25 protein-coding genes are annotated in these 26,354 nt (G+C 75.3%); 15 read left to right on the top strand and 10 right to left on the bottom strand.

The window, feature by feature from the left end:
• Positions 1-5 precede the first annotated feature (5 nt).
• Positions 6-611, top strand: a complete 606-nt coding sequence (locus ACWD3O_RS13640; RefSeq protein WP_451415966.1) for a hypothetical protein — start codon at positions 6-8, stop codon at positions 609-611.
• A 19-nt stretch (positions 612-630) separates the two neighbouring features.
• On the opposite strand, the gene ACWD3O_RS13635 is transcribed toward ACWD3O_RS13640, so the two are convergent.
• Positions 631-1,053, bottom strand: coding sequence for a molybdopterin cofactor-binding domain-containing protein (locus ACWD3O_RS13635; protein WP_451415965.1), 423 nt, complete (start codon positions 1,051-1,053; stop codon positions 631-633).
• Between ACWD3O_RS13635 and ACWD3O_RS13630 the strand changes: the two genes are divergently transcribed.
• A complete protein-coding gene (locus tag ACWD3O_RS13630) occupies positions 1,052-1,258 on the top strand; it encodes a hypothetical protein (protein WP_451415964.1) in 207 nt (68 codons plus the stop codon). The genes ACWD3O_RS13635 and ACWD3O_RS13630 overlap by 2 nt on opposite strands.
• Before the next feature lie 572 nt (positions 1,259-1,830).
• On the opposite strand, the gene ACWD3O_RS13625 is transcribed toward ACWD3O_RS13630, so the two are convergent.
• From ACWD3O_RS13625 to ACWD3O_RS13615, 3 genes are all read right to left on the bottom strand, one after another.
• Entirely contained in the window at positions 1,831-3,318 is a 1,488-nt protein-coding gene (locus ACWD3O_RS13625; protein WP_451415963.1) for a SulP family inorganic anion transporter, read from the bottom strand.
• A gap of 8 nt (positions 3,319-3,326) precedes the next feature.
• Positions 3,327-3,506, bottom strand: a complete 180-nt coding sequence (locus ACWD3O_RS13620) for a hypothetical protein (RefSeq protein ID WP_451415962.1) — start codon at positions 3,504-3,506, stop codon at positions 3,327-3,329.
• 249 nt (positions 3,507-3,755) lie between these two features.
• On the bottom strand, positions 3,756-4,175 hold the full coding sequence (locus ACWD3O_RS13615; protein WP_451415961.1) for a hypothetical protein: 420 nt from the start codon (positions 4,173-4,175) through the stop codon (positions 3,756-3,758).
• 313 nt (positions 4,176-4,488) lie between these two features.
• On the opposite strand from ACWD3O_RS13615, the gene ACWD3O_RS13610 reads away from it, so the two are divergent.
• The 3 genes from ACWD3O_RS13610 to ACWD3O_RS13600 all read left to right on the top strand — a co-directional run bounded on the left by ACWD3O_RS13610 (position 4,489) and on the right by ACWD3O_RS13600 (position 6,320).
• Positions 4,489-5,094, top strand: a complete 606-nt coding sequence (locus tag ACWD3O_RS13610; RefSeq protein WP_451415960.1) for a class I SAM-dependent methyltransferase — start codon at positions 4,489-4,491, stop codon at positions 5,092-5,094.
• Between the two features lie 112 nt (positions 5,095-5,206).
• Complete coding sequence (locus ACWD3O_RS13605) at positions 5,207-5,395, top strand: hypothetical protein (protein WP_451412764.1); 189 nt, start codon at positions 5,207-5,209, stop codon at positions 5,393-5,395.
• A gap of 10 nt (positions 5,396-5,405) precedes the next feature.
• On the top strand, positions 5,406-6,320 hold the full coding sequence (locus ACWD3O_RS13600; protein ID WP_451415959.1) for an aminoglycoside phosphotransferase family protein: 915 nt from the start codon (positions 5,406-5,408) through the stop codon (positions 6,318-6,320).
• Here the strand turns inward: ACWD3O_RS13600 and ACWD3O_RS13595 are convergent.
• The 5 genes from ACWD3O_RS13595 to ACWD3O_RS13575 all read right to left on the bottom strand — a co-directional run bounded on the left by ACWD3O_RS13595 (position 6,288) and on the right by ACWD3O_RS13575 (position 12,158).
• Positions 6,288-6,671: a hypothetical protein gene (locus ACWD3O_RS13595; RefSeq protein WP_451415958.1), complete on the bottom strand. Its 384-nt coding sequence runs from the start codon at positions 6,669-6,671 to the stop codon at positions 6,288-6,290. The two genes, ACWD3O_RS13600 and ACWD3O_RS13595, sit on opposite strands and share 33 nt — an antisense overlap.
• A 138-nt stretch (positions 6,672-6,809) precedes the next feature.
• Positions 6,810-8,552: a glucuronyl esterase domain-containing protein gene (locus tag ACWD3O_RS13590; RefSeq protein WP_451415957.1), complete on the bottom strand. Its 1,743-nt coding sequence runs from the start codon at positions 8,550-8,552 to the stop codon at positions 6,810-6,812.
• Between the two features lie 400 nt (positions 8,553-8,952).
• Positions 8,953-10,056: a TAXI family TRAP transporter solute-binding subunit gene (locus ACWD3O_RS13585; protein WP_451412760.1), complete on the bottom strand. Its 1,104-nt coding sequence runs from the start codon at positions 10,054-10,056 to the stop codon at positions 8,953-8,955.
• Positions 10,053-11,480 carry a sensor histidine kinase gene (locus ACWD3O_RS13580; protein ID WP_451412759.1) on the bottom strand — a complete coding sequence of 476 codons (1,428 nt, stop codon included), beginning with the start codon at positions 11,478-11,480 and terminating at the stop codon, positions 10,053-10,055. Before ACWD3O_RS13580 ends, ACWD3O_RS13585 begins: the two co-directional genes overlap by 4 nt.
• A gap of 9 nt (positions 11,481-11,489) precedes the next feature.
• Positions 11,490-12,158 (bottom strand): response regulator transcription factor, encoded by a 669-nt coding sequence (locus tag ACWD3O_RS13575; RefSeq protein ID WP_451415956.1) that lies wholly within the window; start codon positions 12,156-12,158, stop codon positions 11,490-11,492.
• A gap of 222 nt (positions 12,159-12,380) precedes the next feature.
• On the opposite strand from ACWD3O_RS13575, the gene ACWD3O_RS13570 reads away from it, so the two are divergent.
• The 9 genes from ACWD3O_RS13570 to ACWD3O_RS13530 all read left to right on the top strand — a co-directional run bounded on the left by ACWD3O_RS13570 (position 12,381) and on the right by ACWD3O_RS13530 (position 25,166).
• Complete coding sequence (locus ACWD3O_RS13570) at positions 12,381-13,310, top strand: amidohydrolase family protein (protein WP_451415955.1); 930 nt, start codon at positions 12,381-12,383, stop codon at positions 13,308-13,310.
• Between the two features lie 70 nt (positions 13,311-13,380).
• A complete protein-coding gene (locus tag ACWD3O_RS13565) occupies positions 13,381-14,760 on the top strand; it encodes an MFS transporter (protein ID WP_451412756.1) in 1,380 nt (459 codons plus the stop codon).
• A 125-nt stretch (positions 14,761-14,885) separates the two neighbouring features.
• Complete coding sequence (locus tag ACWD3O_RS13560) at positions 14,886-15,830, top strand: RNA polymerase sigma-70 factor (protein WP_451412755.1); 945 nt, start codon at positions 14,886-14,888, stop codon at positions 15,828-15,830.
• A 134-nt stretch (positions 15,831-15,964) separates the two neighbouring features.
• Positions 15,965-17,203: an NAD(P)/FAD-dependent oxidoreductase gene (locus ACWD3O_RS13555; RefSeq protein ID WP_451415954.1), complete on the top strand. Its 1,239-nt coding sequence runs from the start codon at positions 15,965-15,967 to the stop codon at positions 17,201-17,203.
• Between the two features lie 282 nt (positions 17,204-17,485).
• On the top strand, positions 17,486-18,415 hold the full coding sequence (locus ACWD3O_RS13550; RefSeq protein WP_451415953.1) for a hypothetical protein: 930 nt from the start codon (positions 17,486-17,488) through the stop codon (positions 18,413-18,415).
• A gap of 186 nt (positions 18,416-18,601) precedes the next feature.
• Positions 18,602-19,228 carry a YigZ family protein gene (locus ACWD3O_RS13545; protein WP_451415952.1) on the top strand — a complete coding sequence of 209 codons (627 nt, stop codon included), beginning with the start codon at positions 18,602-18,604 and terminating at the stop codon, positions 19,226-19,228.
• Positions 19,229-19,411: 183 nt separating this feature from the next.
• Positions 19,412-20,794 (top strand): lipase family protein, encoded by a 1,383-nt coding sequence (locus ACWD3O_RS13540; RefSeq protein ID WP_451415951.1) that lies wholly within the window; start codon positions 19,412-19,414, stop codon positions 20,792-20,794.
• 155 nt (positions 20,795-20,949) lie between these two features.
• Positions 20,950-22,113: an exonuclease SbcCD subunit D gene (locus tag ACWD3O_RS13535; protein WP_451415950.1), complete on the top strand. Its 1,164-nt coding sequence runs from the start codon at positions 20,950-20,952 to the stop codon at positions 22,111-22,113.
• A complete protein-coding gene (locus tag ACWD3O_RS13530) occupies positions 22,110-25,166 on the top strand; it encodes an AAA family ATPase (protein ID WP_451415949.1) in 3,057 nt (1,018 codons plus the stop codon). The genes ACWD3O_RS13535 and ACWD3O_RS13530 overlap by 4 nt, the downstream gene beginning before the upstream one ends.
• Here ACWD3O_RS13530 and ACWD3O_RS13525 read toward each other — a convergent pair.
• The gene (locus ACWD3O_RS13525; RefSeq protein ID WP_451412748.1) at positions 25,156-25,614 is read right to left on the bottom strand and encodes an Lrp/AsnC family transcriptional regulator; all 459 of its coding nucleotides are present in this window, start codon (positions 25,612-25,614) and stop codon (positions 25,156-25,158) included. The genes ACWD3O_RS13530 and ACWD3O_RS13525 overlap by 11 nt on opposite strands.
• A 134-nt stretch (positions 25,615-25,748) precedes the next feature.
• Here ACWD3O_RS13525 and ACWD3O_RS13520 point away from each other — a divergent pair, with 134 nt between their 5' ends.
• Entirely contained in the window at positions 25,749-26,330 is a 582-nt protein-coding gene (locus ACWD3O_RS13520; protein WP_451415948.1) for a rhodanese-like domain-containing protein, read from the top strand.
• The last annotated feature ends 24 nt before the right edge of the window (positions 26,331-26,354 follow it).

Raw genomic sequence — 26,354 nt, 5'->3', positions numbered from 1 at the left:
CGGCGGTGGTCGCTGTTCCGGGGGGAAGGCCCCGGCGTTCCTGCGAGGGCTTCGAGGCGACGGTCACCTCGGCGGACGGCCCCCGCTCGGCCGTGCCCGACCCGCCGTTCCACGACACCGCACCGCTGCTCGCCGTGACGCTGGAGACCATGCCGGGCGGTGACGGGCAGGCGCGGATGCCGTTTCTGTACGTCGATCTGGACGGCCTGCCGGGGGCCGCGGCCGTCGTCCGGGGCGACCGCAGGCCGGGAACGGTTCTGGAGAAGGCACTGACTCTCTTCATCCACAGTTCCGGCAACGGCTACGTCGGTATCACCGTCACGGAGCACGGCCCGTCGCCCGCCGTCGGCCCCGGCGGAAGTCCGGACTCCGCACCGCGCGTCCTGCGCGTGGCCGTCGACCCGGTCCGGCACGCGGCGGGACTCGCGGCCGCCGTGCGCTGCGGACGGCTGGTGATGGCCCATCACTGGGAGACCGCGGTGGGTGACCGCCACCGGTCCTTGCTGCCGGTCGGCGTGGACCGCGGACTGCTCGAACGAGTTGTCCTGGCGGCGCTCACCCACCCCCGCCGCGTACACGTCGCCCTGCGGGACGGACCGCCCCGGGCCTGACCTCCGGGGCGGACGGCTCTCAGAGCATGAGGCGGTCGAGGGCGAAGGGCAAGTCACGCAGGCGCCGCCCGGTGACGATGTCGGTGACGGTCTCCTCGAACAGGGCCTGGCTGATGCCGGCGACGGTGCCACCGACGATCTGGCTGGTCACGTCTTCTCGTTGAGGGATCCGCCCGCCGTCGATCGCGGTCACCACCCTCGCCACCCGCAGCAGGCCCAGGTCCGGGTCGAGGCGCACCTCGACCAACTTCGCTCCGGACGCGCCCGAGAGAGCCATCCCCAGCTCGTCCTGGAGCGGGGGCGTGCTCCGCCCGTCGACGCTGATCTCCTCCAGCCCGTGCCGGGCAAGGATGCCGATGTAGGACTCGCCCCCGAGGACCTCTACCTGACCACCGCGGCCAAGGCCTACCAGGCGGTCGAGGTCGTCCACGACCACCCGCATGTTCGTCGCGCTGCTGAAGGACAGCCCGGCTGCCATCGAACTGCTGACGCGGATCTTCCCCGAGGCGTTCCCCTGGGTTCGGTTCTTGCCTGACAGTGCCGTGCGGGAGTTCCTGCCGGAGTTTGTCGAAACGGCGCGGGCCAGCACCGACCTCGGCGACCGCGACTACGGGGACGTTCCCGCACCGGAGGTGACCGGCGAGTGAGTTCGGGGAAGGGGGGTCCCGTACCGCCGCCGCTGGCCAAGGGCGAGTACCACGTGAAGTTCGCCAATCGTGAGGCGGTACGGGGCTGGGGGGAGCTGACCAATCAGGCTCCGGGGCCGACGTTGGACGCCTGGCCGCGCATGCGGACGGGGCCCGCACCAGTCGTGCGCAACCGGCGGCACCATCCGCTGAAGCACCATCTCGCGACGGGCGTCAGGAACGGCAAGTCGTACCCGCAGTGGCAGATCGAGGTCACGGGCCGGGGGCGCGTCTGGTACCTCTTCGACCTGAATGGGCAGACCTGCTGGGTGACGCCGGCGAAGACAGGTCACCCTCGGCAGGCCGACCGATGCAAAGCCCCCGCCCCGGGAAGGGCGGGGGCTTTCTTCACGCTGCGGCATGGGCGGCCATGGACAGGCTGGGTGCCTCGGTGTGCCCCGTACTCGGTCCGGCACCCGCGGCCCTCGAACCCCTCGCTGCCGAGGGCGATCTCGCCGACGGCGCGGCAGGGGCACTGGACGGCCGTCGGGCCGATCCGTCGGGCGTCGGGCTGATCCGTGGGAAGGGTCCCGTCAGGCGGACCCGGTCTTGGCCATGGCCGGTATGGTCACCGTGACCGGGCAGGACTCCGGCCGGCCGTGCCGTTCCGCCCAGTTCTGCAGGGCGCTGCGGCAGGCGTGGTCGAGGTGGTGGAGGCCGGAGAGGTCCAGCTGGATCGGCCGGTCGTGCGGCAGCGCCTCCAGGGTGTCCAGGATCTTCGGCAGCCGCAGGAAGGTGGCGTTGCCCGACAGGCGGGCCAGCACGGGGCCCTCGCCCTGGTCGACGACGTCCAGCTGGAGGTGGGACGCCTCCCAGGCCGTCTTGACCACCGACAGCGCCAGCCCGATCAGCACGCCCTCGAACATGTTCACCGCGACGATGGACACCGCCGTGACCACCAGGATCAGCGCCTCACCGCGGTGGGTCCGCCACAGCGCCGCCACGCTCCGGAAGGGGATCAGCTTCCAGCCCGCGTGGACCAGGACGCCGGCGAGCGCGGGCAGCGGGATCAGCGCCAGGGCCCCCGGCAGCAGCGCCGCGAACAGCAGCAGCCACACGCCGTGCAGCACGCGGGAGGCCTTGGTCCGGGCGCCGGCCTGGACGTTGGCGGAGCTGCGCACGATCACCGCGGTCATCGGCAGCGCGCCCAGGACGCCGCACACCGTGTTGCCCACCCCCTGGGCCACCAGCTCCTTGTCGTACTCGGTGCGCGGGCCGTCGTGCATCCGGTCCACCGCGGCGGCGCTGAACAGGCTCTCGGCCGAGGCGATCAGCACGAACGCCAGCACCGTGCCGAGCACGCCGACACCGGCGAGGGCGGAGAGCTCGTCGAGCCCCGGCACGTCGACCGACCCGAGCAGCCCGCGCACCTCGACGGTGGCGACGGGCAGGTCGAGGACGAGCACGGCCAGGGTCGACAGCACCACTGCGGCCAGCGCCCCCGGGACGGCGTGCAGCCGGCTCGGCAGCTTCCTCCAGCCCACCAGGACGATCACGGTGCCCGCGCCGACGGCGAGGGAGACCAGGGCCGTGGTGGATCCGAGGGCGTCCACCAGCGCCCCGGGCAGTCCGGCGATCTTGTCGAGGCCCGAGGCGGGCGCCGTCAGACCGGCCGCCGCGTACAGCTGACCGGCGATGATCACCAGGCCGATGCCCGCCAGCATGCCCTCCACGACGGAGACCGAGATCGCCCGAAACCAGCGACCCCACCGGAGCAGCCCCATGGCGACCTGGAGCAGCCCGGCGGCCAGCACCACGGCGCCGAGCATGGCGAGGCCGTACGCGGAGACCGCCTCGTACACCAGCACCGTCAGACCGGCGGCGGGGCCGGAGACCTGGAGGCTGCTGCCGCGCATCAGCCCGGTGACGATGCCGCCCACGATGCCGGTCACCAGACCGAGCTCCGCGGGGACGCCGGAGGCGACGGCGACGCCGACGCAGAGCGGGACGGCCACCAGGAACACCACCAGGGAGGCCGTGAAGTCCTGGCGGAGGTGGGGGAAACGCGTGCGCAGGCTCATCGCGCCCCTCACCGGGCCCGGACGGCGTCGGAGTGGACAACGATGTCGCGCACGACGGACGCCCGCGGCGCGCGCCCGGGCACGGCGGGCGGGGGCGTCACCCGGCGGCCGGGGCCGGAGCCCCAGCCGGGTCCCGAGCCGGAGCCCGAGCCGGGGAGGGGGCGGGCATGGTCGATGAAGGTCTTCATGTGGGGGTTCCTCCTGGCGCGCCCGTGGGGCGCGTCGGTGTGTCGGCATGTCTGTCGGCACGGGAAGAGCGCGCACGGCGCCATGACCGCAGGGCCGGAACGCGTCCGGACCGGCGGGCGGAAGCCGTCGCCGACCGGCCGAACCGCGCGACGGACCGGCCGGGGGCGGAGCCCTCGGGCAGCGGACGTGCGGCTGTGGCTGTGGTGGTGGCGTGGCTGGGGCTTCGGCCGTGCGGCGCGCGGGGTCGCTCAGCAGCGCAGGACTTGGAGGGAGGCCAGGGAGGGGGTCTTCGGGGCCCGGGACACCGAGGCCGGGGTCACCCGCTCGGGCACGGAGGGCCTGGCGGAGTGGTCCCCCACCGGGGCGACGAGCACGGGAGGCGGGACCTGAGGCACGGGAGCCGTCCGCAGGCGGTCACGGCCACGGAGCCGGCTCGGCTCGGAGTCGTGCCCCCTGCCCTCACGAAGGGTGACCGTTTCTCCTGCGCCACTGGCGGGCGTCCGGTGCTCGGGGTGACCCGCGGCGATGACGGACGATCGCTCGGTGGAGACGGGGGCGGAAGGGGCCGGAGCGGATGCGCCGGAGGCTTCGAGACCGAGAATCTGCAGGGCGACCAGGACGACGGCGGGCACGAACCACAGGAAGCGGAACAGCAATCCGCGTGCCATAGGCATCCTTCCGCCCGGTCGAACCGTTGCCGTGCCGGGTATCAGCGTGCCACACGGAACGGGGTCGACGGTTAACTCCAAGTGACGAAAGTGGGGTCGCGATCGGTGCGCACGGAGCAGGATGGGGCGCTCCTCGGCACGTGTGCTCCCCCCGGCCGCATCCGCGCGCCGGTGCGTCCCCCCAAGCAGGAGACCCCCGCCGCGGTGTGGTCGCGCCCGCCGTCCGGGGAGCCCGCCGCTGTGTGTCCGGTGCGGCCGGCCGCGGAGCGATCGTGCCCGCCGGGGCCGTGGGGCCGGAACCTATAGTGGCCGCATGAGCCGTTGGAACGACCTGACCGGGGGAACGTCCGGGGAGGACTACGCCGCACGCTTCGCGGCGCTGGCCCGGAGCGGGAAGGACGTGCACGGGGAGGCGCGGTTCTGTTCCGCCCTGGTGCCGCCCGGGGCACGGGTGCTGGACGCCGGGTGCGGCACCGGCCGGGTGATGATCCGGCTCGCTGAACTCGGCCACGACTGCGTCGGCGTCGACCTGGACGCGTCGATGCTGGCGGTGGCACGACGGCAGCGGCCCGACCTGCCCTGGTACCAGGTCGACCTCGCCGAGTTCGACCCGCGGACCCTCGGGGTCGCCCCCGACTTCGACCTCGTGGTCGCCGCCGGCAACGTCCTCCAACTGGTCGCCGAGGACACCGCCGCCACGGTGGTCCGGCGGCTGGCCGCCGCGCTGCGCCCGGGCGGGCTGCTGGTCGCCGGCTTCGGCCTCGACGAGCAGCACCTGCCCGTCGCGCCCATCCTCACCCTGGAGCAGTACGACGACCACTGCGCCGCGGCCGGCCTCGCCCCCGTCGAACGTTTCGGCACGTGGGACGCCGACCCGTACGACGGCGGGGGATACGCGGTCAGCGTCCACCACCGCTGAGCGGGCACGGGCCGGGCCGGGCGAGAACCCGGAAGGGCTGCCGGGAGCGCCGCCCGCCTGCGAGGATGACGCGGACCGATACGCGAACACAGGCGAACACAGGGGGAAGAGCATGATCGTGCTCGTACTGGGGGTCGTCGTCCTGCTCGTCGTCGGGGGCTGCGCCTGCGTCTACTGGGCGGCCCGCGGAGACGCACCGCGCTGGGCGCGCGGCGTGGCCAGGGCGACGCTGCTCGGCAGCGAACTGGCCCGCAGCGCGAGCCGGGCTTCCGGCTCGCGGCGGAGCGGCGACGACGACTAGGCGCCGCCCGATGACCGACCGTGTGGACCTGACCGCCGAACTGGTGCGGGAGTTGCTGCGCGAGCAGCAACCCGACCTGGTGGAACGGCCCGTGACGCTCGGGGCGCGCGGTTGGGACAACCAACTCTGGCGCCTCGGGGACGACTTGGCCGTGCGGCTGCCCTGGGCGACGGAGTCCGCCGACGAGCTGCTGCTCAAGGAGCACGCCTGGCTTCCCTCGCTGGCTCCGCGGCTTCCCCTGCCCGTGCCCGTTCCGCAGCGGCTCGGGAAGCCCTCCGACCGGTTCCCCCGGCCGTGGATCGTCACCACCTGGGTTCCGGGGGCCCCCGCCGACCGCGCGCCCGTCACCCTGGCCGCGCAGGCGGCCGAGGCGCTGGCCCGGTTCCTGGCCGCGCTGCACCGCCCCGCTCCCGACGGCGCGCCGACCGGGCGGGACCGGCGCGGGGGTCCGCTGGCCGACCATGCCGAGGGGGTTGCCCAAGGGCTGGACGCCGCGCGGGAGTTGGGGCTGATCCCCGACCCGGACGCCGTCCGCGCGGTGTGGGAGGACGCCCTCGCCGCGCCCGCCTGGGACGGGCCACCGGTGTGGATCCACGGCGACCTGCACCCGGCCAACGTCCTCACGGCGGACGGCGGCCTCTGCGACGTGGTCGACTTCGGCGAACTGTGCGCGGGCGACCCGGCGTGCGATCTCGCCGCCCCGTGGATCCTGCTGCCCGACGGCGGCGTCGACCGTTTCCACGCCTCCTACCGGCCCGCCGCGGACCCGGCGACACTGCGCCGGGCCCGCGGCTGGGCGGTGATCAAAGGACTCGGGGGCGTCTTCGTGGGAGACGCGGGCGTCCACGGCCGGCCGGGCGGGAAGCGCACCTGGGGGCCGCCGGCCCGCGCCTCACTGCGGCGTCTCGCGGCGAGCCTCGGCTGACCGGGCGGCGGTGCGGCTGCGTCGAGCCTCCCGGACGAAGTGCCGGGCGAAGGCGAACGCTCCCCGCACCACCAGGACGTTGAGGACGGCGCCGGCGACGTAGGGCACCAGGGAGGAGAGCGGGCCGAGGCCGGTGTCCGACGGGCCGAGCCAGGCGGCCGACGGGTACAGCAGGAGGACCGTGACCACGGTGGAGCCGGGGAAGCTCGCCAGGGTCAGGGCGGCGCTCCAGCCGTCCGGCCGTCCGGCGAGGTCGTGGGCGGCCGAGGCCGCGGCGACCAGCAGCAGGTAGGCCGCCGCCACGATCCTGGCCGCCCTGCGCCGGCGGTGCCGGGAGGTGTCCTGTGCCATCGGGTTCCGTCTCTCGAGTTCCGGCGAGCGCGCGGAAGGGCGCGCGACGGGCCCGCGTCCCGAGGGAGCGCGGGCCCGTTGGGGCGCCATTATTGAACATGTTCAAGTCGGTTGTCGCCCCGGAGGCGCGGACCTTGGTCAGGTCGCCGTGCAGGTGAGGGCGGTCGGGGCGGTGGTGCCGCCGTTGACCGTGTAGCCGAAGGTGACGGAAGCACCGGCTCCGACGGCGCCGTTCCACGCGCTGTTGCGGACCGTCACGGCGCCGGTGGTGCCGGTGTTGACGCCGTTCCAGACGCTCGCGAGGGTCTGGCCGGAGCCGAGGGTCAGGCCCACCGACCAGCCGCCGAGGGCGGTGGAGCCGGTGTTGCGGACCGCCACCTCGCCCTGGTGGCCGCCGTTCCAGCTGTTGACCGTGCGGTGGGTCGCCGAGCAGCCGGCGCCGGGAGTGCCGCCGGTGGAACCGGAGGTCGTTCCGGCTGTCGTGCCGGAGGTGGTGCCCGAGGTCGTGCCGGAGGTGGTGCCGCCTGCCGTAGTGCCGCCGGTCGCGCCCGAGGTGGTGCCGCCAGCCGTGGTGCCCGACGTGGTGCCCGACGTGGTGCCCCCGGACGTGCCGCCGTCGGCGAGGGTGGGCGTCGTCCAGGTGCGCCAGGTGGACAGGCTGCCCGCCTTGGAGGCGGCCATCCGGAACACGCCGGGGGCGCTGCCCGAGTTCTTCAGGAAGGCGTTGATGCTCTGCTGCATCGGCGTGCGCCACTCGGAGCGGGCGGCGCAATGGGTGCCGTCCTGGACGTCCGACCAGTACGAGATCGCGTTCTGCGCGCCGAGGGCCTTGTAGACCTCCGCACCGCCGAGCGCGGCGACACTGCCCGAGCGGGCGGCCAGCCAGTCGACGTGCGGGTTCTCCATGACGAACAGGCCGCGCGGCGCGATCATGCCGATCATCTGGTGCGTGTCCACCGGCAGCCCGGCGGGGTTCCCGGTGTACGAGGTGAACGCGTCGCCCAGCCAGGGCTGTTCGCCGTACGCGCTGCTCAGGGGCTGGGCCCCGCTCTCGCCGTTGACGCCGCGGAGGATCGGGGCGCCACCGGTGCCGGACTCGACGGGCATGGTGAGCGCGATCCGCTGGTCGAAGGCCCCGGCGACGAAGGCGCCCTTGCCGTAGCGGGAGCAGCCGGTGACGCCCAGGGAGTCGCCCCGCAGAACCGTGCCGCCCGACTGCTGGACGACGTCGATGATCCGGCTGACGCCCCAGGACCAGGCCATCAGCAGGCCGGTGGGGCTGGTGTTGCCGTGGAGCGTGTAGAAGGCGCCCTGCTTGTTGTTCCGGGCGGTGCCCTCGCGGCCGACGGCCAGCGGGTCGTAGCTGATGACGGCGGCGCCGGCCGCCTTGATCGTGGCGGTGTCCGCGCCCAGCCCGCCGATGACGATCACGGCGGGGAACGGGCCGGTGCCGGCGGGCAGTTCGACCTTCGCGGAGAAGGAGGCGCTGCGGCCCTGGTCGGAGACGTCGACGGTGATGCCGGTGGAGGAGACCGTGCCGGTCACGGTCGGCTTCGCGGGCTTCTGGCCGTACACGGTGCGCTCGGCCAGCTCCCTGATCTCCGCCCGGCGGCAGCGCCAGTCGGCCTTGCTGGTGACGCCGGTGCCGTCGATCCGGGTGAACGGGTCGGGGAGCTGGGAGGTGGAGCCGGTCGGTGTGCCGCCCACGGGGCAGTCGGCGCCCTCGTCCTCGACGGCGGACGCGGCGACGGCCTGGACGCCGGTGGGCGGGAGCGCCGGGGCGGCGGTCGCCCGCGGGTCCAGGAGGGTGAGCACCAGGCCCACGGTCGCGGCGAGCGCGGCCACGGCCCAGGCCCAGGGGCGGTGCGGTGATAAGTGCATGGGACCTCCGGTGGAGGGGCGCGGCAGGGCGGACGGCTCCGGGCGCGCCGGTGGGGGGGGTGGCGGTGCTTCCCGGCCGGTGGGGTGGTGCTGTCCCGGGGCGGCGGCGCGTCCGGCCGCGTGGCCGCGCGCCGGGGGCCGGTCGCCCGGCGCGACCTGGGAGCGCTCCCAGCGTAGGAAGGGGGTGAGGGTGTGACAACGCTCCCGCGTCACCCGTCCCAGGTTGGCCGTTCTGCCCCTCCCGGGCGCGTCCGCACCGGCCGTCCCGGTCGGGCGGAACGGCGGAGACCGGGGCGGGAGAGCCGGCGCCGGGCGTCGAGTGGTGGAACTATTCGGCCACTTCCGGGACAAGGGCGAAACTTTCCGAATGTTTCGGGCGTCCGGATCCCTTGTGGGCCGCTCAGCCGTGGAGGGCGCGGTAGGCGTCGGCGGCCCCGGGGTGCAGCTCGGTCGCGCCGGTGCTGATGAGGCTGCGGATGTCCAGGAACTGGGCGCCCACGGCGTTGTCGGGCACGAGGTGGCTCGCCCGGAGGGCCAGCAGGCGGGTGAGCAGGTCCGCCAGGAGCGGGTCCAGGTCGGGGCGGCAAACCAGGAGGTTGGACACGCCGATGGTGGCGACCCCGTCGGCCGCCCGGTAGGCCCGGGGCGGGAAGGTGACCTGCTCCAGGCCCATGTCGGCCAGCTGGGCGCCCGAGACCGCCGTGCCGCCGCGCCCCGCGGCGTCCGCCGGCGCCTCGGCCCCCGGGTGCCCGCCCGGCCCCGGATCCCCCCTCCGTCCGAGGCGGGGCAGGAGGTCCGCCAGCGGGAGGAAGCGCAGTCCCGTCTCCTCGTCCAGCCGTGACAGCGCCGGCAGGGGGACCCCGCCCGCCACCAGCAGGCCGTCGACGGAGCCCTCGCGCATCGCCCTGGTCGCGTCGGCCAGCCGCAGGTGCCGCACCGGCACGTCGGCGGCCGACAGGCCCGCGGCGCGCAGCAGCCGCTCCCCGAGGTCGGCCGCCCCCGACCCGACGGCGCCCAGCGACACCAGGTGCCCGGCGAGGTCCGCCACCGTCCGCACGGAGGAGTCGGCCCGCACCGCGAACTGCAGGTAGGTCTCGTAGACCCGGCCGATCGCACGCAACGGCACCGGCCGCGGGAAGAAGGCGGTGCCCTGCGCGGCCAGCGCGGTGTCGGTCATCACCAGGGCGAGGTCCACCTCGCCGTCGCGCAGCAGCCTGAGGTTGGTGATGCTGCCCGCGGTGGTGCGGACGCGGCAGCGCAGACGCGGCCGGGCCCGGGTGATCTCTTCGGCCAGGAGCCGGCCGAACGCCGCGTAGAACGCGGTGGGTTCACCGGTGGCGATGCGCAGGACGCCGCCCGGCCCGCCGTGCCGTCGCGGGGCGTCGCCCGCCGCACCGCCGGCGAGCAGGGCGAGGGCGCCCGCGCCGGCGGCCGCGCGCAGCACCGCGCGGCGGTCGGGGGAGGGGTGCGCCGCCTGCGCCGAGTGCGCAGAGTGCGCCGTCACGTGTCCTCCCGGTCCGGAACGGGCCGCGGCAGCGGCACCAGGGCCCGGGCCTCCAGGCCCCGGGGACGGGCCGGACGCAGCTCCAGCCGGCCCTCCCGTCCGGCGAGGATCTGCCGGGCGATGGCCAGGCCCAGCCCGGTGCCGGAGGTGCCGGCGTTCCGGGACGAGCGCCAGAACCGGGTGCCCGCGTGGGCCAGTTCGTCGACGGTGAGGCCCGGGCCGTCGTCCTGGACGGTGAGCACCGCGAAGGGGCCCTCGGTGGCGCAGCGCAGGGAGACCGAGGCGTCCCTCCCCGCGTACTTGACGGCGTTGTCCAGCAGGATGTCGGTGACCTGGGCGAGTTCGTGGCCCGAACAGGCGGCCACGACCGCGGCGCCGTCGGCCCGGTCGTCCCCGGGCTCCGCGGTGAGGGTCACGCCGGCACGCCGGGCCACCGGCTCCCACAGCCGGTGCTGCGTCAGGGCCACCTCGGTCGCGTCGCAGTACGCCGCCGCACCCGTCCCCGCGGTGAGCTCACCGGCCCGGTGCTCCGCGGCGGCCAGCGCCAGCATGTCGTCCAGCAGCGCCTCCAGGCGGTCCAGTTCGTTGGTGACGCCGGTGTACGTGCGGTCGGCGGCCGGAGGCAGATGGGTGTGCAGGGCGTCCACCCGCAGCCGGAGCGCGGCCATGGGGTTGCGCATCTGGTGCGAGGTGTCCGCGACCAGCCGGCGCTGCTGCTCCAGCGCGGTCGTCACGCTCCGCGCCATGCGGTTGAAGCCGATGGCGAGCTGACGCAGCTCCGGCGGACCTCCGGCCCGGGTCTGTTCGGGCGGCAGTCCGGCGGCCAGCCGTCCCACGGCGCGGTCGAGCCGGCGCAACGGCCGCACCACCCAGCGGGTGGCGGCCCGGGCCAGGACCGCGCACGCCACGGCGACCAGGGCGGTGCCGGCCAGGACGGCGGCCCAGCGCCTGCCGATGTCCCGCGCCGCGGTGCCCACCGACGCCCGCATCACCACCGCCCCCGTCACCCGGGTGCCGGTGCCGGCCGGTTCGGCGAACATCCTCTGCCCGTGCGACCAGGGGTGGAGCGCGTGGGTGGGGTGCGTCGTCTGGTTGCGCAGCGCCGCCCCGACCAGCCCGGCGACCGCCGGGTCGGCGGCGCGCATCCCGCCGGTCTGGACGACCGGCCTGCGGCTGACGTCGGTGATGACGATCGGTTCCCCGTACAGCTCCGTGTGGCGGCGCGCCTCGGCGCGCACCACGGAGAAGTCCCCGGTGGTGGCCGCCTGGTCCATCAGCGAACCGAAACGGTCCAGGTCCGAGCCGCGGGCCAGGACCAGTTGCTGGGTGCGGTCCGAGGCGGTGAACAGCAGCAGCGGCACGGCGAACGCGGCCACCGTGAGCACCACGAACAGCAGCAGCACCGTCCGGACCCGGGAACGCACGGCCGGTCCTCAGTCCCCGAACCGGAAGCCGAAGCCCCGGATGGTGGTGATCAGTTCGGGCCGCCCCAGCTTCGCGCGGAGCTGGGTGAGGTGGACGTCGAGCGACCGGGAGACGGCCCGGTGGGCGTCGCCCCAGACCTCGTCCAGCACCTGCTCGCGGCTGACCGCCGTCCCGGCCCGCCCCGCCAGCACCGCCAGCACGTCGAACTCCTTCGCGGTCAGGTCGACGTCCGCCCCGGCCACCCGGACCCGGCGGGCGTCGAGATCGACCTCGACGTCGCCGGCGCCCACCGTGCGCGAGACGGCGGGGGCCACCGCGCCCCGTCCCGCGGCCCGCCGGGTGACGGCCTCCATCCGGGCCAGCAGCTCCGCCAGCCGCACCGGCTTGACCAGGTAGTCGTCCGCACCCAGCCGCAGCCCCCGTACGACGGACCGCTCGTCGCCCCGGGCGGTCAGCACCACCACGGCCATCTCGCTCACCGCGCGCAGGGCCCGCAGCACGTCCAGGCCGTCGACGTCGGGCAGTCCGAGATCCAGCAGGAGGAGGTCGGCGCTGCGGTGGTACGTCTGGACGTCCCGGCCGTGGCGGACGCGACGGACGTCGTGGCCGTGGTCGTACAGCACTTCCACCAGAGCCGCCGCGACGCCGTCGTCGTCCTCGGCCAGCAGTATCTGCATCCCCGCCCACCTCCCTCCGCGCGGAACCCGGGCATCCGCCCGGGCCCCGAATGTAGACCACCGAGGGCCCGCCCACCTGTGGCGTGGGGCACATCGCAGCACGTCAGAGGCGGGTCGGGAATGTTAAGGCGAGGTTAGATCCGTGTCGGGGCGCCTTCTGCGCGCCGCCCGGGCGGGCCAGGCTCCAGCCGTCCAGGAAAGCCGCGCAGGACCAGGAGCGCCATGAACCACCCGACCCGCCACGCCCCCAGGACCCCCGGCTGGCTCGACTGGTACGCCGACCCGTCCGTCCCGGCCTTCCGGCTGCCCCCGGGCGCCGTCGACACCCACTGCCACGTGTTCGGTCCGCAGGCCGCCTTCCCGTTCGCCCCCGAGCGGAAGTACACCCCCTGCGACGCGGGCAAGGAGCAGCTGTTCGCGCTGCGCGACCACCTCGGCTTCGCCCGCAACGTCGTCGTGCAGGCCACCTGCCACGGCGCGGACAACTCGGCCATGGTCGACGCCGTCCGCTCGGCGGGCGGCCGGGCCCGCGGCGTCGCCACGGTGCGCCCGGACGTCACCGAGCGGGAACTGCGGGACCTGGACGCGGCCGGCGTGCGTGGCGTCCGGTTCAACTTCGTGCGGCGTCTGGTCGACGCCTCGCCCCGGGACGCCCTCGCCGTGATCGCCGAGAAGATCGCCCCGCTCGGCTGGCACATCGTCCTGTACTTCGAGAGCGCGGACCTCGAGGAGCTGGCGGACTTCTTCGCTTCGCTCCCCGCACCGCTGGTCATCGACCACATGGGCCGGCCCGACGTGACCCGGTCCGCCGACGGCCCCGGGTTCGGCCGGTTCCTGCGGTTCGTCGAGGCCAACGACGTCTGGGTGAAGGTCACCTGCCCGGAGCGCCTCAGCGTGAGCGGCCCCGCGGCCCTGGACGGCGAACGCAACGCCTACTCCGACGTCGTCCCGTTCGCGCGGCGCGTGGTGGAGGAGTTCCCCGACCGCGTGCTGTGGGGCACCGACTGGCCGCACCCCAACCTCACCGACCACATGCCCGACGACGGCCTGCTGGTCGACCACATCCCGCTGATCGCGGTCACCGCCGAGCAGCAGCGGCGCCTGCTGGTCGACAACCCGATGCGCCTCTACTGGCCGGACGAGGCCGCCTGACCCCACGCACGTCCACCCACCCCCATCCACCCCCGCCCTCCCGACTCCTCCTCCGACAGGGATCCCTCCCATGACGTCACCCCAGGCGCCGGCGCACGCCAACGCGCTGAACCGGATCGACCGGCTGCCGATCGGCCGGTTCCACAAGGTCACCCTCCTGGCCATCTCCTTCGCGTACTTCTTCGAGTTCGCGGACATCAACACCTTCGCGACGACCGCCCCCAAGCTCATCGGCCTGTGGGGCGTGACCATCGATCAGGTCGCCTACGTCACCTCGCTGTCCTTCGTGGGCATGTTCCTCGGCTCCATCGGCGCCGGCGCCCTGGCCGACCGGTGGGGACGCAAGCGGACCCTGATGGTGACCACCCTGTGGTTCGGGTTCTTCTCGTTCGTCTCGGTCTTCGCCTGGGACATCGTCTCCCTCGGCGTCTTCCGGGTGCTGACCTCGGCCGGCCTGGCGGCGATGACCGTCGTCGCGGTGATCTACGTCAACGAGATGTACCCGGCCGCCGTGCGCGGCAAGTACCAGGCGTACGCGATCGTCATCGGCATCTGCGGCACCCCGGCGACCAACCTCATCGCCAGCGCGGTGGTGCCGCTCAACGACTGGTCGTGGCGCCTGGTCTACCTCTGGGGCTCGCTCGGCATCTTCCTCGTCCTCTTCGGCAAGCGGCTCAAGGAGTCCCCGCGCTGGCACGAGAGCCGCGGCGAGCACGCCGAGGCCGACCGGATCCTCCGCGAGATCGAGGAGAGCGTCGCGGCCGAGAAGGGCCCGCTCCCCGAACCGCTGCCGCCGGTGGCCGAGGCCCCGGTGACCCGCGCCCCGATGCGCCTGCTCCTGCAGAAGAAGTACCTCTACCCCACGCTGCTCCTCACCGTGCTCTGGGTGACCCAGACCATCGGCTTCTTCGGCTTCTCCAGCTGGGCGCCCACGCTGCTCGCCAAGGAGGGCTTCAGCGTCGAGAAGTCCGTCTTCTACGTCGCCCTCACCACGGTGGGCGCGCCGCTCGGCTCGTACCTGGCCTCCCTGGTCACGGACCGGTTCGAACGCAAGTGGTCCCTCGCGGCGTTCGGCACGGTCATCGCCCTGTGCGGCCTGCTGTACGGGCTCACCTTCAACCCGATCCTCATCGTGGTCTTCGGCTTCCTGGTCAACATGTTCGAGCGCGGGTACACGGCGCTCGCCTACGCCTACTCGCCGGAACTCTTCGACACCCGGGGCCGATCCCTCGGAACCGGCGTCTCCTACGGCCTCGGCCGCCTGTCGAACGCGGCCGGACCGCTGATCGTCGCCGCCGTCTACCAGGGCAGCGGGTACCAGGCCGTCTTCTACTTCATCGCGGGGGCCTGGCTGGTCGGCGCGATCGTCCTGGCGGTCTTCGGCCCGCGGACCCGGCGGGCCCTGCTCGCCGAGCCGCAGCAACCGGCCAAGCCGGTGCCGACGGCCTGACCGCCGCCGGCCGGGGCGCGCCGGACGGCCGGCCGCCCCGGACGGCCGGCCGCCCGCCGACCGTGCCGAGGTGCTTCCCGCGCCTCGGCGCGGCGGCGCGACGGGCGGGCGGATAGCATCGACCCATGCCGCTGACCGCCGAGGACGTGGACAGGTTCGAGGTCGCGAGGCCCCGGCTCGGAGCGATCGCGTACCGGATGCTCGGGTCCGCGAGCGACGCCGAGGACGTCGTGCAGGAGACGTACCTGCGCTGGCACGCGGCGGACCCCGGACGCATCGAGGTCCCCGAGGCGTGGCTGACCAAGGTGCTCACCCGGCTGTGCCTCAACCAGCTCACCTCGGCCCGCGCCCGGCGGGAGACCTACGTGGGGCAGTGGCTGCCCGAGCCGCTGCTCGAGGGCGACCCGATGCTCGGCCCCGCGGAGACGGCGGAGCAGCGCGAATCGGTGTCGTTCGCGGTGCTGACGCTGATGGAGCGGCTCACGCCCAACGAACGCGCCGTGTACGTGCTGCGGGAGGCGTTCGGGCACTCGCACCGGGAGATCGCCGACATCCTCGACATCGGTGAGGCCGCCAGCCAGCAGATCCTCCACCGGGCCAGGCACCACCTCGCCCAGGGCACGGCGCGCATCGAGGTGGACCGGACGGCGGCACGGCGGATCGCCGAGGAGTTCCTGTCCGCCGCGACCAGCGGCCGGTACGACGGGCTGCTGCGCCTGCTCACCGACGACGCCGTCGCGGTCGGCGACGGCGGCGGCAAGGTGCCGGCCAGGACCAAGGCGTTCGAAGGTGCCCTGGCGGTCGCCAAGTTCATGTGGGGCCTGTTCCGGCCCGCGAAGGCCAAGCGCGACCTGCTGGGCGGCTCGCCGGAGATCCACGCCACGACGGCCAACGGCGAGCCCGCCGTCGTCGCCGTGGTGGACGGGCGGGTCGTCGGCGTGGTCTGCCTGGAGGTCACCGCCGAGGGCATCCGGGCGTTCCGCAGCCAGGCCAACCCGGACAAGCTGGAGCGGGCCACCGAGCGGTGGGCGGGCGAGGAGCACGGGGAGCCCCTGTTCCACGCGTTCTGACCGCGGCCCGCCCCGGCACTCGTGAGATGTGACGCGGGTCACAACTTCTGCCTGTCAGGGATCGGCGTGCTGCCCGGTTCAAGAGGCGTAACCGCCCGGAACACGGGTGACGACCGCGCAGACAGGAGCAGGCCATGCAGCACCGCATCATCGTCCTCGGCGCCGGATACACGGGAGCCTCCGCGGCCGGCCGACTCGCCAGGCGCCTGCACCCGCAGGACGTCGCCGTCACGCTCGTCAACGCCGAGCCCGACTTCGTCGAACGCGTCAGGATGCACCAGCTCGCCACCGGCCAGCACCTGAGGCACCGGCCCCTCCGCGAGATGTTCACCGGCACCGGGGTCCGGCTGGAGATCGCGAAGGTCACCGGGATCGACGTCGAGCGCAGGACCGTCGCCGTCGTGGGCGACGACGGCGCCCGCGAGCTCGCCTACGACACCCTCGTCCACGCCCTCGGCAGCGGGTGGGACGACCACGGGGTCCCCGGTGTCCAGCAGCACGCCCACGAGGTCGCGAGCAGGGCCGGCGCCCTGCGGCTCCGGGACCGGCTGGCCGGGCTGGAGGCCGGGCAGCCGGTGGTGGTCGTCGGGGGAGGCCTGACCGGGCTGGAGGCCGCCACCGAGATCGCCGAGTCCCACCCCCACCTGGCCGTGTCGCTCGCCGACCGGGGCCGCCTGGGCGACGGGCTCTCGGCCAAGGGCCGCGGGCACCTGAGGAAGGTCTTCGCCGGGCTGGGCGTCACGGTCCACGAGAACGCCGGAATCACCGGAGTCGAGTCCGACCGCGTCACCACCGCCGACGGACGGGTGATCCCGGCGGCGGTCACCGTGTGGACCACGGGCTTCGCCGTGCACCCGGTCGCCCGGGCCACCACGCTGGAAGTCGCCGACACGGGGCAGATCGTGGTCGACGGGACCATGCGCTCGGTCTCCCACCCGGACGTCTACGCCGTCGGCGACGCCGCGCTGGCCATGGGCCCCGGAGGCCGGCCGCTGCGGATGTCGTGCGCCAGCGGCGTACCGACCGCCTGGCAGGCCGCCGACTCCATCGCGGCCCGGCTCGCCGGCGGGAAGCTCCCCCAGGTGCCGCTGCGCTACTTCAACCAGTGCGTCTCGCTGGGGCGCAAGGAGGGCCTGATCCAGTACGTCACCGCCGACGACCGGGCCAAGGGCGCGGCGCTGACCGGCCGGGTGGCCGCGGTCTACAAGGAGCTCGTCTGCAAGGGCGCGGCCTGGGGCGTGGCCCATCCGACCGTCGGACTGCCCTCGCGGCGCCGCCGGATCGCGCGGGACGCGACGCGGACAGTGCCGGCGGGCGAGGTTCCGGCCGCCGACGTGCCGCTCGACGTGCCGGCCGCCGACCTGCCGGCCTGATCCTCGCCGCCGGGCCGACCGGACGGGGCCCGTACCCGGCCGGTCGGCCCAGTGGCGCTGACCCGTGCGGGGTGCGTGGGTCCCCCGGAGAGACCCCCGGCGGCGGATCGGCAGCGCCGGCCGGGGCGGTGCGTGCTGGGGTGGGAGCACTGCCCCCGGTCCCCGGCCCCGGTCCCGTGCGCCCGCCGTGGCCGCCGCCGCTCGCGGATGTCGCGGATGTCGCGGTCGTCGCGGATGCCGCGGCGCCTGCGTGGACCGGGCCGACTTCCCAGGAGGACGAAGATGACCCGATCCGCACGACGCCGACGCATCCGGGTGGCACTGCCGGTGGTGAGCGCCGCCCTGCTCGCGGCGGTGGCCGCGACGCCGCTCGCCCAGGCCGCTCAGGCCGCCGGGGCTGCCGGGGCCTTCGAGCCGCAGGGGGGATGCCGGATCGGGCGGTGCGCGACCGGCGCCGCCGACCTGGCCGCGCCGCCCGGCTCACCGGAGCGGGGGCCGCTCCCCGACGGGGCCGCGGCCGACCCCGCGGCGGGGGGCCCGACGGCACCCGGAGGCGGAGCCGGGGACGCGGCCGGGGCCGGTGGCGGCGACGTGGAGGGCGGCGCGGGTGAGTCCGCGCCGCCCGGTCCCGTTCCCGACGCCGCCGAGCCCGTGGCCCCGGACGCCGCCGAGGTCGGCGGCGCGGGGGCGGCGGTGCCGTGGCCCGGTGACCCGGCGGCCGCCTTCCCCGCGGGCGACGGCCCGGCGGGCTGGGAGCCCGCGGCCCCCGGCACCGTGGGCCCGGACCCGGCCACGGACCCGTTCGGCTGGACGCCGGACGCGGCGGAGGCGGCCGGGACGGGCACGCCGGATGCGGCGGAGGCCGTTGGGGCGGATGCGGACGCGACCGGGGTGGGGACGCCCGGCGTGGAGGCGGCCGAGGCCGGGGCGCCCGACCCGGCGGAGGCGGGTGTCCCGGCGATGTCGGGCGTGGAGGAGGCGGCCGGGGCGCCGGGCGCGGGGGAGATGCCGGAGTGGCCCGGCGAGCAGCGGGAACCCCTCGCTCCGGCCGACCCCGCGGCCCCCGCCGCACCGGAACAGGCGCAGGCACCGGACGCCTCCGTACCTCCCGCCGACCCCACGGCGGCCGACGGCGGCGGCGAGACGGTCGAGCACCACGCGTCGCTGCTGCCCGTCCTCGACGGCGCGCCCGCCCCCGGCGCCGACGCCTGACCCGGGCCAGGCCACGGTCGCGGCGGCGGCACGCCCCCGTGACCGTGGCCGGCGCGCGACCGTGGCCGGCCCATGACCGTGGCGGGCGCGTGACCGTGGCCGGCCCGCCGCCCGCGCGGCACCGGTGAGGCGGCGGGCCCGGGACGCGGCGACGGCGGCCCGGGCCGCACCGCATAGGCTGGCCGGATGCAGGACGAGTACCGCACAGTGGCCCGCGCGGGCGTGCACGAGACCGAGATCAACCGCTCCCGCTTCCTGTGCAGCCTCGCCCCGGCGGCCACCGAGGAGGAGGCCCAGGCGTTCGTCGCCGCCGTCCGCAAGGAGCACGCGGACGCGACCCACAACTGCTACGCGTACGTGATCGGCGCCGACGCCTCCGTGCAGAGGGCCAGCGACGACGGCGAGCCGGGCGGTACCGCGGGCGTGCCGATGCTCCAGATGCTGACCCGCCGCGACATGCGCTACGTCGTCGCGGTCGTGACCCGGTACTACGGCGGCGTGAAACTGGGCGCCGGCGGGCTGATCCGGGCCTACGGCGGCGTCGTCGGCGAGGCGCTGGACGCGCTCGGCACGCTCACCCGGCGCCGCTTCCGGCTCGCCGTGGTGACCGTCGACCACCAGCGCGCGGGGAAGATCCAGAACGACCTGCGGTCCACCGGCCGCGAGGTGCGCGACGTGCGGTACGGCGAGCAGGTCGAGATCGAGATCGGCCTCCCCGACGCGGACGTGCCGTCCTTCCGGGCCTGGCTGGCGGACGCCACGGCGGGCACCGCGGGGTTCACGCTCGGCGGAGAGGCCTACGGCGACGCCTGAGCCGGTGCGCCCCGAACGCCACATCCGCCACACCCGCGTCCCACCACACCCGCGTCCCAGGACCCTGCACATGTCTTGTCACCACACGCGGCACCACCTTACTCTCCGGTAAGTAACCGCCGGTAACACGGGTCGCGTCATCCTGCCCGCGCCCGGCCTCCGTCGACCCCTGGAGTGAGCCGCGTGCACAGAACCCGCATCTCCGACCGGCCGGCGGCCGCCGCCCCGGGCCGCAGGCCCGCCCGCAGGCTGCTCGCCGCCGCCCTGGTCGCCCTGGCCTGCGTGGGCGCGCAGACCGCGGTGGCCCAGGCGGCCCCCGCCGCGCCCGCCGCCTCGTCCGCGTCCGCCGCCGAGGCCGCGTCCGACTTCTACACCCCGCCCGCGAGCCTCCCCGGCCGCAACGGCGCCGTCGTCCGCAGCGAACCGCTCCCGCTGGCCATCAGCCTGCCGACCCTGGGCGGCCCGTTCCCCGGCCGGGCGACGCGGCTGATGTACCGGTCGACCGACTCCGGCGGCAACCCCGTCGCGGTGACCGGCGCCTACATCGAGCCCACCGCCGCCTGGCGGGGCGACGGCGCGCGGCCGCTGGTGGCCGTGGCGCCCGGGACCATGGGTCAGGGCGACGAGTGCGCGGCCTCCAAGGGGCTGCAGTACCCGATCCTGATCGAGGGCGACTCGGTCTCGGTCGGCTACGAGGACCTGTCGATCTACCGCCTGCTCTCCGCCGGCATCGCCGTGGTGGTCACCGACTACGTGGGCCTCGGCGCCACCGACCGCCTGCACACCTACGTCAACCGCGTCGACGGCGGACACGCCGTGCTGGACGCGGTCCGCGCCGCCCGGTCGCTGCCGGGGACCTCGCTGCGCCCGGAGTCTCGGATCGGCCTGTACGGCTACAGCCAGGGCGGCGGCGCCACGGCGGCCGCGGCCGAACTCGCCGCGTCCTACGCCCCGGACGTCACCCTCGCCGGCACCTACTCCGGCGCGCCGCCCGCCGACCTCACCGAGACCATCAAGGGCATCGACGGCAGCGCCCTGGCCGGCGCCCTGGGCTGGTCGCTCAACGGCTTCCTCCAGGCCTACCCCGACCTGCGGCCCGTCGCCGACGGCCACCTCAACGACCGGGGCAGGAAGGCGCTGGAGGAGCTCGCGGGTATGTGCGTGGGTGACTCGCTCCTGGGCTACGGGTTCCGCCGCAGCAGCTCCTGGACCACCGACGGCAGCTCGCTCGCGGAGATCGTGGAGAGCGAGCCGCGCATCCAGGAGGTCCTCGACGACCAGCGCCTCGGCGACCGGAAGCCCTCCGGCCCGGTGCGGGTGGCCACCGGCGTCCAGGACGACATCGTGCCGCACCGGCAGTCCCGCCAGATGGCCGTCGACTGGTGCCGCAAGGGTGGTGACGTCACCTACAAGGCGATCGTGCTGCCGAACCTCGGCGACAAGATCCTCACCAACCACATGGTGCCGCTGCTCACCGACCAGGGCGACGCCGTCGACTGGCTGAAGGACCGGCTCGAGGGCCGGCGGGCGACCTCCAACTGCTGGAGCATGCCGCTCCAGCCCTGACGGGTCGTCGGGCGCCCGGCGGCCGACCGCCGGGCGCGCCCGGTTGTGTCCGGGGCCGGTTCAGCGACCGGCCGACGACCGGGAGTTGAGTACGAAACGGGACAAATCATGCCCAACGGGTGTGCTGTCGGTGGCCACCGTTAAGGTCGGTGGGCATGAGGCTGCTGCACACGTCGGACTGGCATCTCGGCCGGTCGTTCCACCGGGTCGACATGCTCCCGGCCCAGGCGACGTTCGTCGACCACCTGCTCGGCGCCGTGCGCGAGCACCAGGTCGACGCGGTGGTCGTGTCGGGAGACGTGTACGACCGCGCGGTGCCCCCGCTGGCCGCGGTCGAGCTGTTCGACGACACCCTGCACAAGCTGGCGGAGCTCGGCGTGCCGGCCGTCATGATCTCCGGGAACCACGACTCGGCGCGCCGGCTGGGCGTCGGAGCCGGCCTGATCGGCCGCGCCGGCATCCACCTGCGCACCGACGCCGCCTCGGCCGGCACCCCGGTGGTCCTCGCGGACTCCTTCGGCGACGTCGCCTTCTACGGCCTGCCCTACCTCGAACCGGCCCTGGTGAAGGACGAGTTCGGCGTCGACAAGGCGGCCCACGAGGCGGTGCTGGGCGCCGCCATGGACCGGGTCCGCGCCGACCTCGCCGCCCGGCCCGACGGGACGCGCTCGGTGGTGCTCGCGCACGCCTTCGTCACCGGCGGCAAGGGCAGCGACAGCGAACGCGACATCACCGTCGGCGGCGTCGCCTCGGTGCCCGCCCCGGTCTTCGACGGCGTCGACTACGTCGCCCTGGGCCACCTGCACGGATGCCAGACCATCACCGAGCGGATCCGCTACTCCGGCTCCCCGCTCCCGTACTCCTTCTCCGAGGCCGACCACCGCAAGACGATGTGGCTGGTCGACCTCGACGCCCACGGCGGCGTGCGGGCCGAGCGGATCGACTGCCCCGTGCCGCGCGCCCTCGCCCGGATACGCGGCCCGCTCGAAGAACTCCTCGCCGACCCGGCACTGGCACGGCACGAGGACGCCTGGGTGGAGGCCACGCTCACCGACCCGGTACGCCCCGCCGACCCCATGGTCCGGCTCTGCGAACGCTTCCCGCACACCCTCAGCCTGGCCTTCGACCCCGACCGGGGACCCGAGGAGCACGGCGCCTCGTACGCCCGCCGCCTCGCCGGGCGCACCGACCAGCAGATCGCCGAGGACTTCGTGGCCCACGTCCGGGGCGCCGGACCCGACGAGGAGGAGCGCGCCGTGCTCCGCGACGCCTTCGACGCGGTGCGCGCCGACGCCGCCGCCCAGGAGGTCGCCCGATGAGGCTGCACCGGCTCGAGATGAACGCCTTCGGCCCCTTCGGCTCCACCCAGACCGTCGACTTCGACGAGCTCTCCGCGGCCGGCCTGTTCCTGCTGCACGGTGCCACCGGCGCCGGCAAGACCACCGTGCTCGACGCCGTCTGCTACGCCCTCTACGGCAAGGTGCCCGGAGCCCGGGAGAGCGGCCACAGCGGCGCCCAGGGCTCCCCCCTGCGCAGCGACCACGCCGACCCCGCCGTCGGCACCAAGGTCACCCTGGAGCTGACCGTGGCCGGCCGCCGCCTGGAGGTCACCCGGCAGCCCGCCTGGCTGCGCCCCAAGAAACGCGGCAGCGGCACCACCCCCGAGAAGGCCCAGAGCCTGCTGCGCGAGTACGACGCCGCCGCCGGGCTCTGGAAGACCACCGGCAGCCGCTCCCACCAGGAGATAGGGGAGGAGATCACCCAGCTCCTCGGCATGAGCCGGGACCAGTTCTGCCAGGTGGTGCTGCTGCCCCAGGGCGACTTCGCCCGGTTCCTGCGCGCCGACGCCGAGGCACGCGGCAAGCTGCTCGGCCGGCTCTTCGCCACCGAGCGGTTCGGCGAGGTCGAGAAGCGCCTCGCCGAGCGCCGCCGCACCACCGAGGCCCGCGTCAAGGAGGCCGACGCCGACCTCCTCGCCCGCGCGCACCGCATGCAGCAGGCCGCCGGGGACGCCATGGACCTGCCCGCCCTCGTCCCCGGGGACCCCGGCCTCGCCGAGACCGTGCTCACCGCCGCCGCCGTCGCCCGCTCCACCGCCCGGGAGCAGCTCGCCGTCGCCCGCTCCGCGCTGGACGCGGCCGGCACGACCCGCGAGCGGGTGCTCCGGGAGACGAGCGAGGCCCGCGAACTCGCCCGCCTGCAGCGGCGGTTCGCCGAGGCGCGGGAACAGGCCCGGCGCCTGGAGGAGGGCGCCGCCGCCTTCCGCGAGGCCCAGGAGGTGATGGAGCGGTCCCGCAAGGCGGAGGCGGTGGCCCCCGCCCTCGACCTGCGGTGCTCCGCCGAGGCCGAGCACCGCAGGGCGGCCGCCGCCGAGGAACGGGCCCGCGACCGGCTCCCCGCCGGACTCGCCGACGACGGAGCGGCCGGACTCGCCGCGGCCGCCCGCCGCGCCGCCGAGGAACTGGGCGGCCTGGAGTCCGCCCGCCGCGCCGAGCGAAGGCTGCACGCGCTCGCCGCCGAGCGGGAGCGGCTCGACCGCCAGGAACGGGCGGACGAGGAGGCCCTCCAGGAGGCCGAGGAATGGCTCGCCGGCTGGGAGGAGACCCGCGCCGCGCTCCAGGACCGGGTCGAGGCCGCCCAGGAGGCCGCGACCCGCGCCGAACAGCTCGCCGCCCGGCAGGAACCCGCGCGACGCCGGCTGGACGCCGCCCGGGAACGCGACCGGCTCACCGTCCAGGCGGAGGCCGCCCGCGAGGAGGCCGCCGCCGCCCGGGAGAGCGCCCTCGCCGCGCACGAGCACTGGAACACCCTGCGCGAACAACGGCTGGACGGCATCGCCGCCGAGCTCGCCGCAGCCCTCCGCGACGGGGAACCCTGCGCCGTCTGCGGCTCCCCGGACCACCCCGCCCCGGCCGGCAAGGACGTCGGCCACGTCGACCGGGCCACCGAGGAGGCCGCCCGCCTCGACCACCGCGGCCGCCAGCAGCAGGCGGACCAGGCCGAACGGCGTCACGCCGGCCTGCGCGAGGCCCTGGCCGCCGCCGTCGCCGAGGCGGGCGAGGAACCCGCCGCGCACCTGGCCCGCGAGCTGGCCGAGCTGACCGAACGGCACCGCGCCGAACACCTCGCCGCGAGCGACCTCCACCCAGCCCGCGAGGAGCTGCGCCGCGCCGAACAGGAGCACGCCCGCCGCACCGCCGCCCGGCAGGAGGCCGCCGTCCGTGCCGCCGCCCGCGTCGGCCACCGCGAACGCCTCGACCAGGAGCGCGCCACCCTGGCGCAGGAACTCACCGAGGCGCGCGGCGCGGCCGTGAGCGTCGCCGCCCGCGCCGCCCAGCTCGAGAACGCCGTCGCCCTGCTCGACGCCGCCGCCGAGGCCGCCCGGGCCGCCGAGGCCGCGGCGCACCGGCTCAAAGACGCCGACGCCCGCCTGGCCGACGCCGCCTACCGGGCCGGCTTCGACACCCCGCGGGCCGCCGCCGACGCCCTGCTCGACGCCGCCGCCCACCGGGCCCTCCAGCGGCGGCTCGACGCCTGGCAGCAGGAACACGCCGCGGTCCGCGCCGTCCTCGCCGAGGAGGACACCGCCGCCGCGGCCCAGCTCCCGTCCGTGGACCTGACCGCCGTCACGGCCGCGCTCGACGCCGCCGACCAGCGGGTCCGCCGGACCGCCTCCGCCCACGACGCCGCCGCGCGGCGCTGCGCCGACCTCGACCGGCTCTCCGCCGAGGCGCACCGGGCCGCCCGCGCCCTCGCCCCGCTGCGGGCCGAGCACGACAAGGTCGCCCGCATGGCCGGCCTGGCCGCCGGCACCTCCGCCGACAACGAGCGCAAGATGCGGCTGGAGTCCTACGTCCTCGCCGCCCGCCTCGAACAGGTCGCCGCCGCGGCCACCGCCCGGCTGCTCAGGATGTCCTCCGGCCGCTACACCCTCGTCCACTCCGACGGCCGCTCCGGCCGCGGCCGCAGCGGCCTCGGCCTCCACGTGGTCGACGCCTGGACCGGCCGGGAACGGGACACCGCCACCCTCTCCGGCGGCGAGACGTTCTTCGCCTCCCTCGCCCTGGCCCTGGGCCTGGCCGACGTGGTCACCGAGGAGGCGGGCGGCGTGCGGCTCGACACGCTCTTCATCGACGAGGGCTTCGGCAGCCTCGACGACCAGACGCTCGACGAGGTCCTCGACGTCCTGGACTCACTGCGCGAACGTGACCGCAGTGTGGGCATCGTCAGCCATGTCGCCGACCTCAGGCGCCGCGTCCACGCCCAGCTCGAGGTGGTCAAGGGCCGCCAGGGCTCGACGGTCCGGCAGCGCGGAGCCCTGGTCCCGCAGCGCGGAGCCGTGGTCCGGCAGCGCGGCTCCGTCAGCCGGTGATCGCCCGGCGGGGGAGGGGCGAGGAGTAGACCACGCTGGTGGTCACCGGTCCGAGCCCGGCGATCCGCCCGGAGATCGCCTCCAGGTGCCGCATCGACCGCGCGGTGACCTTCAGGACGAAGCAGTCGTCCCCGGTGACGTGGTGCGCCTCCACAATCTCCGGGGTGACGGCCACCAGGTCGTGGAAGGGCTTGTAGTTCGAGGTCGGGTAGCGCAGGCGGACGAAGGCCAGCACCGGCAGCCCCAGCCGCTCCGGGTCGACGACGGCGGAGTAGCCCTGGATCACCCCCGCCTCCTCCAGCCGGCGCACCCGCTCCGTGACGGCGCTCGGGGACATCGAGACGGCCCGCGCCAGCTCGGTGAAGCTCGCCCGGCCGTCCCGCTGCAGAACCTCCAGGACGGCCAGATCGGTGGCGTCCGGCGTGTACGCCGGGAGTTGCGTGGTCATGGGGCCAGCATGCCGGGGATTTCACGGCAGAACAACCGGAAGGCCGTGGACGGCCCGTTCCGGGAGCGGCCTGCCGCGCCTAGATTTCTCGGCGTCGCAACGACCGCACCGAGTGCCCGACCGGAGGCCGACCCATGACCGTCACCCACGCTCCCGCCGCCAACGCCAACGCCAACGCCACCGCCGCTGCTGCCCCCGCCACCGCCGCCGTCGGCAAGACCGCGCCCGTGCCCGCCAACCCCGTGCTGCGCGTCCCGCCCGCCGCGCCCGAGGAGGCCGCCGCGTACTTCGCGGCGAGCCTCGCCTTCCATGCCGACGTCGCCGACGTGGCCGCCGCGTTCGACGGGGCCGGACAGGGCGGTGACCTGGGCTTCGTCCTCCTCGACACGCGCTCCACCGCGGCGTGGGACCAGGGCCACGTCCCCGGGGCCCTGCACCTGCCGACCGCGCAGATCCCCCGGCTGGCCGCCCGCCTGCTGGACCCGGCCGTGCCGGTCGTCACCTACTGCTGGGGCCCCGGCTGCAACGGGGCCACCCGGGCCGCGCTGGCCCTCGCCCGGCTCGGTTACCAGGTCAAGGAGATGCTGGGCGGCTTCGAGTACTGGGTGCGCGAGGGCTTCGCCTACGAGAGCGACGGAGGCCCCCAGGGCGGTGAGCGGCGGGAGACCGACCCGCTCACCGCCCCCGTCACCGGGGCCGCCGACTGCGGCTGCTGACACCGCGGCCCGGCGGCGGCCCGG

The organism is Streptomyces sp. NPDC002640, from assembly GCF_053592575.1.
The sequence above is the reverse complement of the archived record's forward strand: the minus strand, read 5'-3'. Positions and strand labels throughout refer to the sequence as shown.

Bases quoted from the DNA above. Each gene is read 5' to 3' on its own strand.
- ACWD3O_RS13620 (WP_451415962.1), bottom strand. From the start codon at position 3,506: ATGAAGACCTTCATCGACCATGCCCGCCCCCTCCCCGGCTCGGGCTCC.
- ACWD3O_RS13610 (WP_451415960.1), top strand. From the start codon at position 4,489: ATGAGCCGTTGGAACGACCTGACCGGGGGAACGTCCGGGGAGGACTAC.
- ACWD3O_RS13530 (WP_451415949.1), top strand. From the start codon at position 22,110: ATGAGGCTGCACCGGCTCGAGATGAACGCCTTCGGCCCCTTCGGCTCC.
- ACWD3O_RS13600 (WP_451415959.1), top strand. From the start codon at position 5,406: ATGACCGACCGTGTGGACCTGACCGCCGAACTGGTGCGGGAGTTGCTG.
- ACWD3O_RS13525 (WP_451412748.1), bottom strand. From the start codon at position 25,614: ATGACCACGCAACTCCCGGCGTACACGCCGGACGCCACCGATCTGGCC.
- ACWD3O_RS13555 (WP_451415954.1), top strand. From the start codon at position 15,965: ATGCAGCACCGCATCATCGTCCTCGGCGCCGGATACACGGGAGCCTCC.
- ACWD3O_RS13550 (WP_451415953.1), top strand. From the start codon at position 17,486: ATGACCCGATCCGCACGACGCCGACGCATCCGGGTGGCACTGCCGGTG.
- ACWD3O_RS13615 (WP_451415961.1), bottom strand. From the start codon at position 4,175: ATGGCACGCGGATTGCTGTTCCGCTTCCTGTGGTTCGTGCCCGCCGTC.
- ACWD3O_RS13635 (WP_451415965.1), bottom strand. From the start codon at position 1,053: ATGCGGGTGGTCGTGGACGACCTCGACCGCCTGGTAGGCCTTGGCCGC.
- ACWD3O_RS13590 (WP_451415957.1), bottom strand. From the start codon at position 8,552: ATGCACTTATCACCGCACCGCCCCTGGGCCTGGGCCGTGGCCGCGCTC.
- ACWD3O_RS13630 (WP_451415964.1), top strand. From the start codon at position 1,052: ATGTTCGTCGCGCTGCTGAAGGACAGCCCGGCTGCCATCGAACTGCTG.
- ACWD3O_RS13605 (WP_451412764.1), top strand. From the start codon at position 5,207: ATGATCGTGCTCGTACTGGGGGTCGTCGTCCTGCTCGTCGTCGGGGGC.
- ACWD3O_RS13545 (WP_451415952.1), top strand. From the start codon at position 18,602: ATGCAGGACGAGTACCGCACAGTGGCCCGCGCGGGCGTGCACGAGACC.
- ACWD3O_RS13625 (WP_451415963.1), bottom strand. From the start codon at position 3,318: ATGAGCCTGCGCACGCGTTTCCCCCACCTCCGCCAGGACTTCACGGCC.
- ACWD3O_RS13520 (WP_451415948.1), top strand. From the start codon at position 25,749: ATGACCGTCACCCACGCTCCCGCCGCCAACGCCAACGCCAACGCCACC.
- ACWD3O_RS13535 (WP_451415950.1), top strand. From the start codon at position 20,950: ATGAGGCTGCTGCACACGTCGGACTGGCATCTCGGCCGGTCGTTCCAC.
- ACWD3O_RS13565 (WP_451412756.1), top strand. From the start codon at position 13,381: ATGACGTCACCCCAGGCGCCGGCGCACGCCAACGCGCTGAACCGGATC.
- ACWD3O_RS13560 (WP_451412755.1), top strand. From the start codon at position 14,886: ATGCCGCTGACCGCCGAGGACGTGGACAGGTTCGAGGTCGCGAGGCCC.
- ACWD3O_RS13570 (WP_451415955.1), top strand. From the start codon at position 12,381: ATGAACCACCCGACCCGCCACGCCCCCAGGACCCCCGGCTGGCTCGAC.
- ACWD3O_RS13595 (WP_451415958.1), bottom strand. From the start codon at position 6,671: ATGGCACAGGACACCTCCCGGCACCGCCGGCGCAGGGCGGCCAGGATC.
- ACWD3O_RS13575 (WP_451415956.1), bottom strand. From the start codon at position 12,158: ATGCAGATACTGCTGGCCGAGGACGACGACGGCGTCGCGGCGGCTCTG.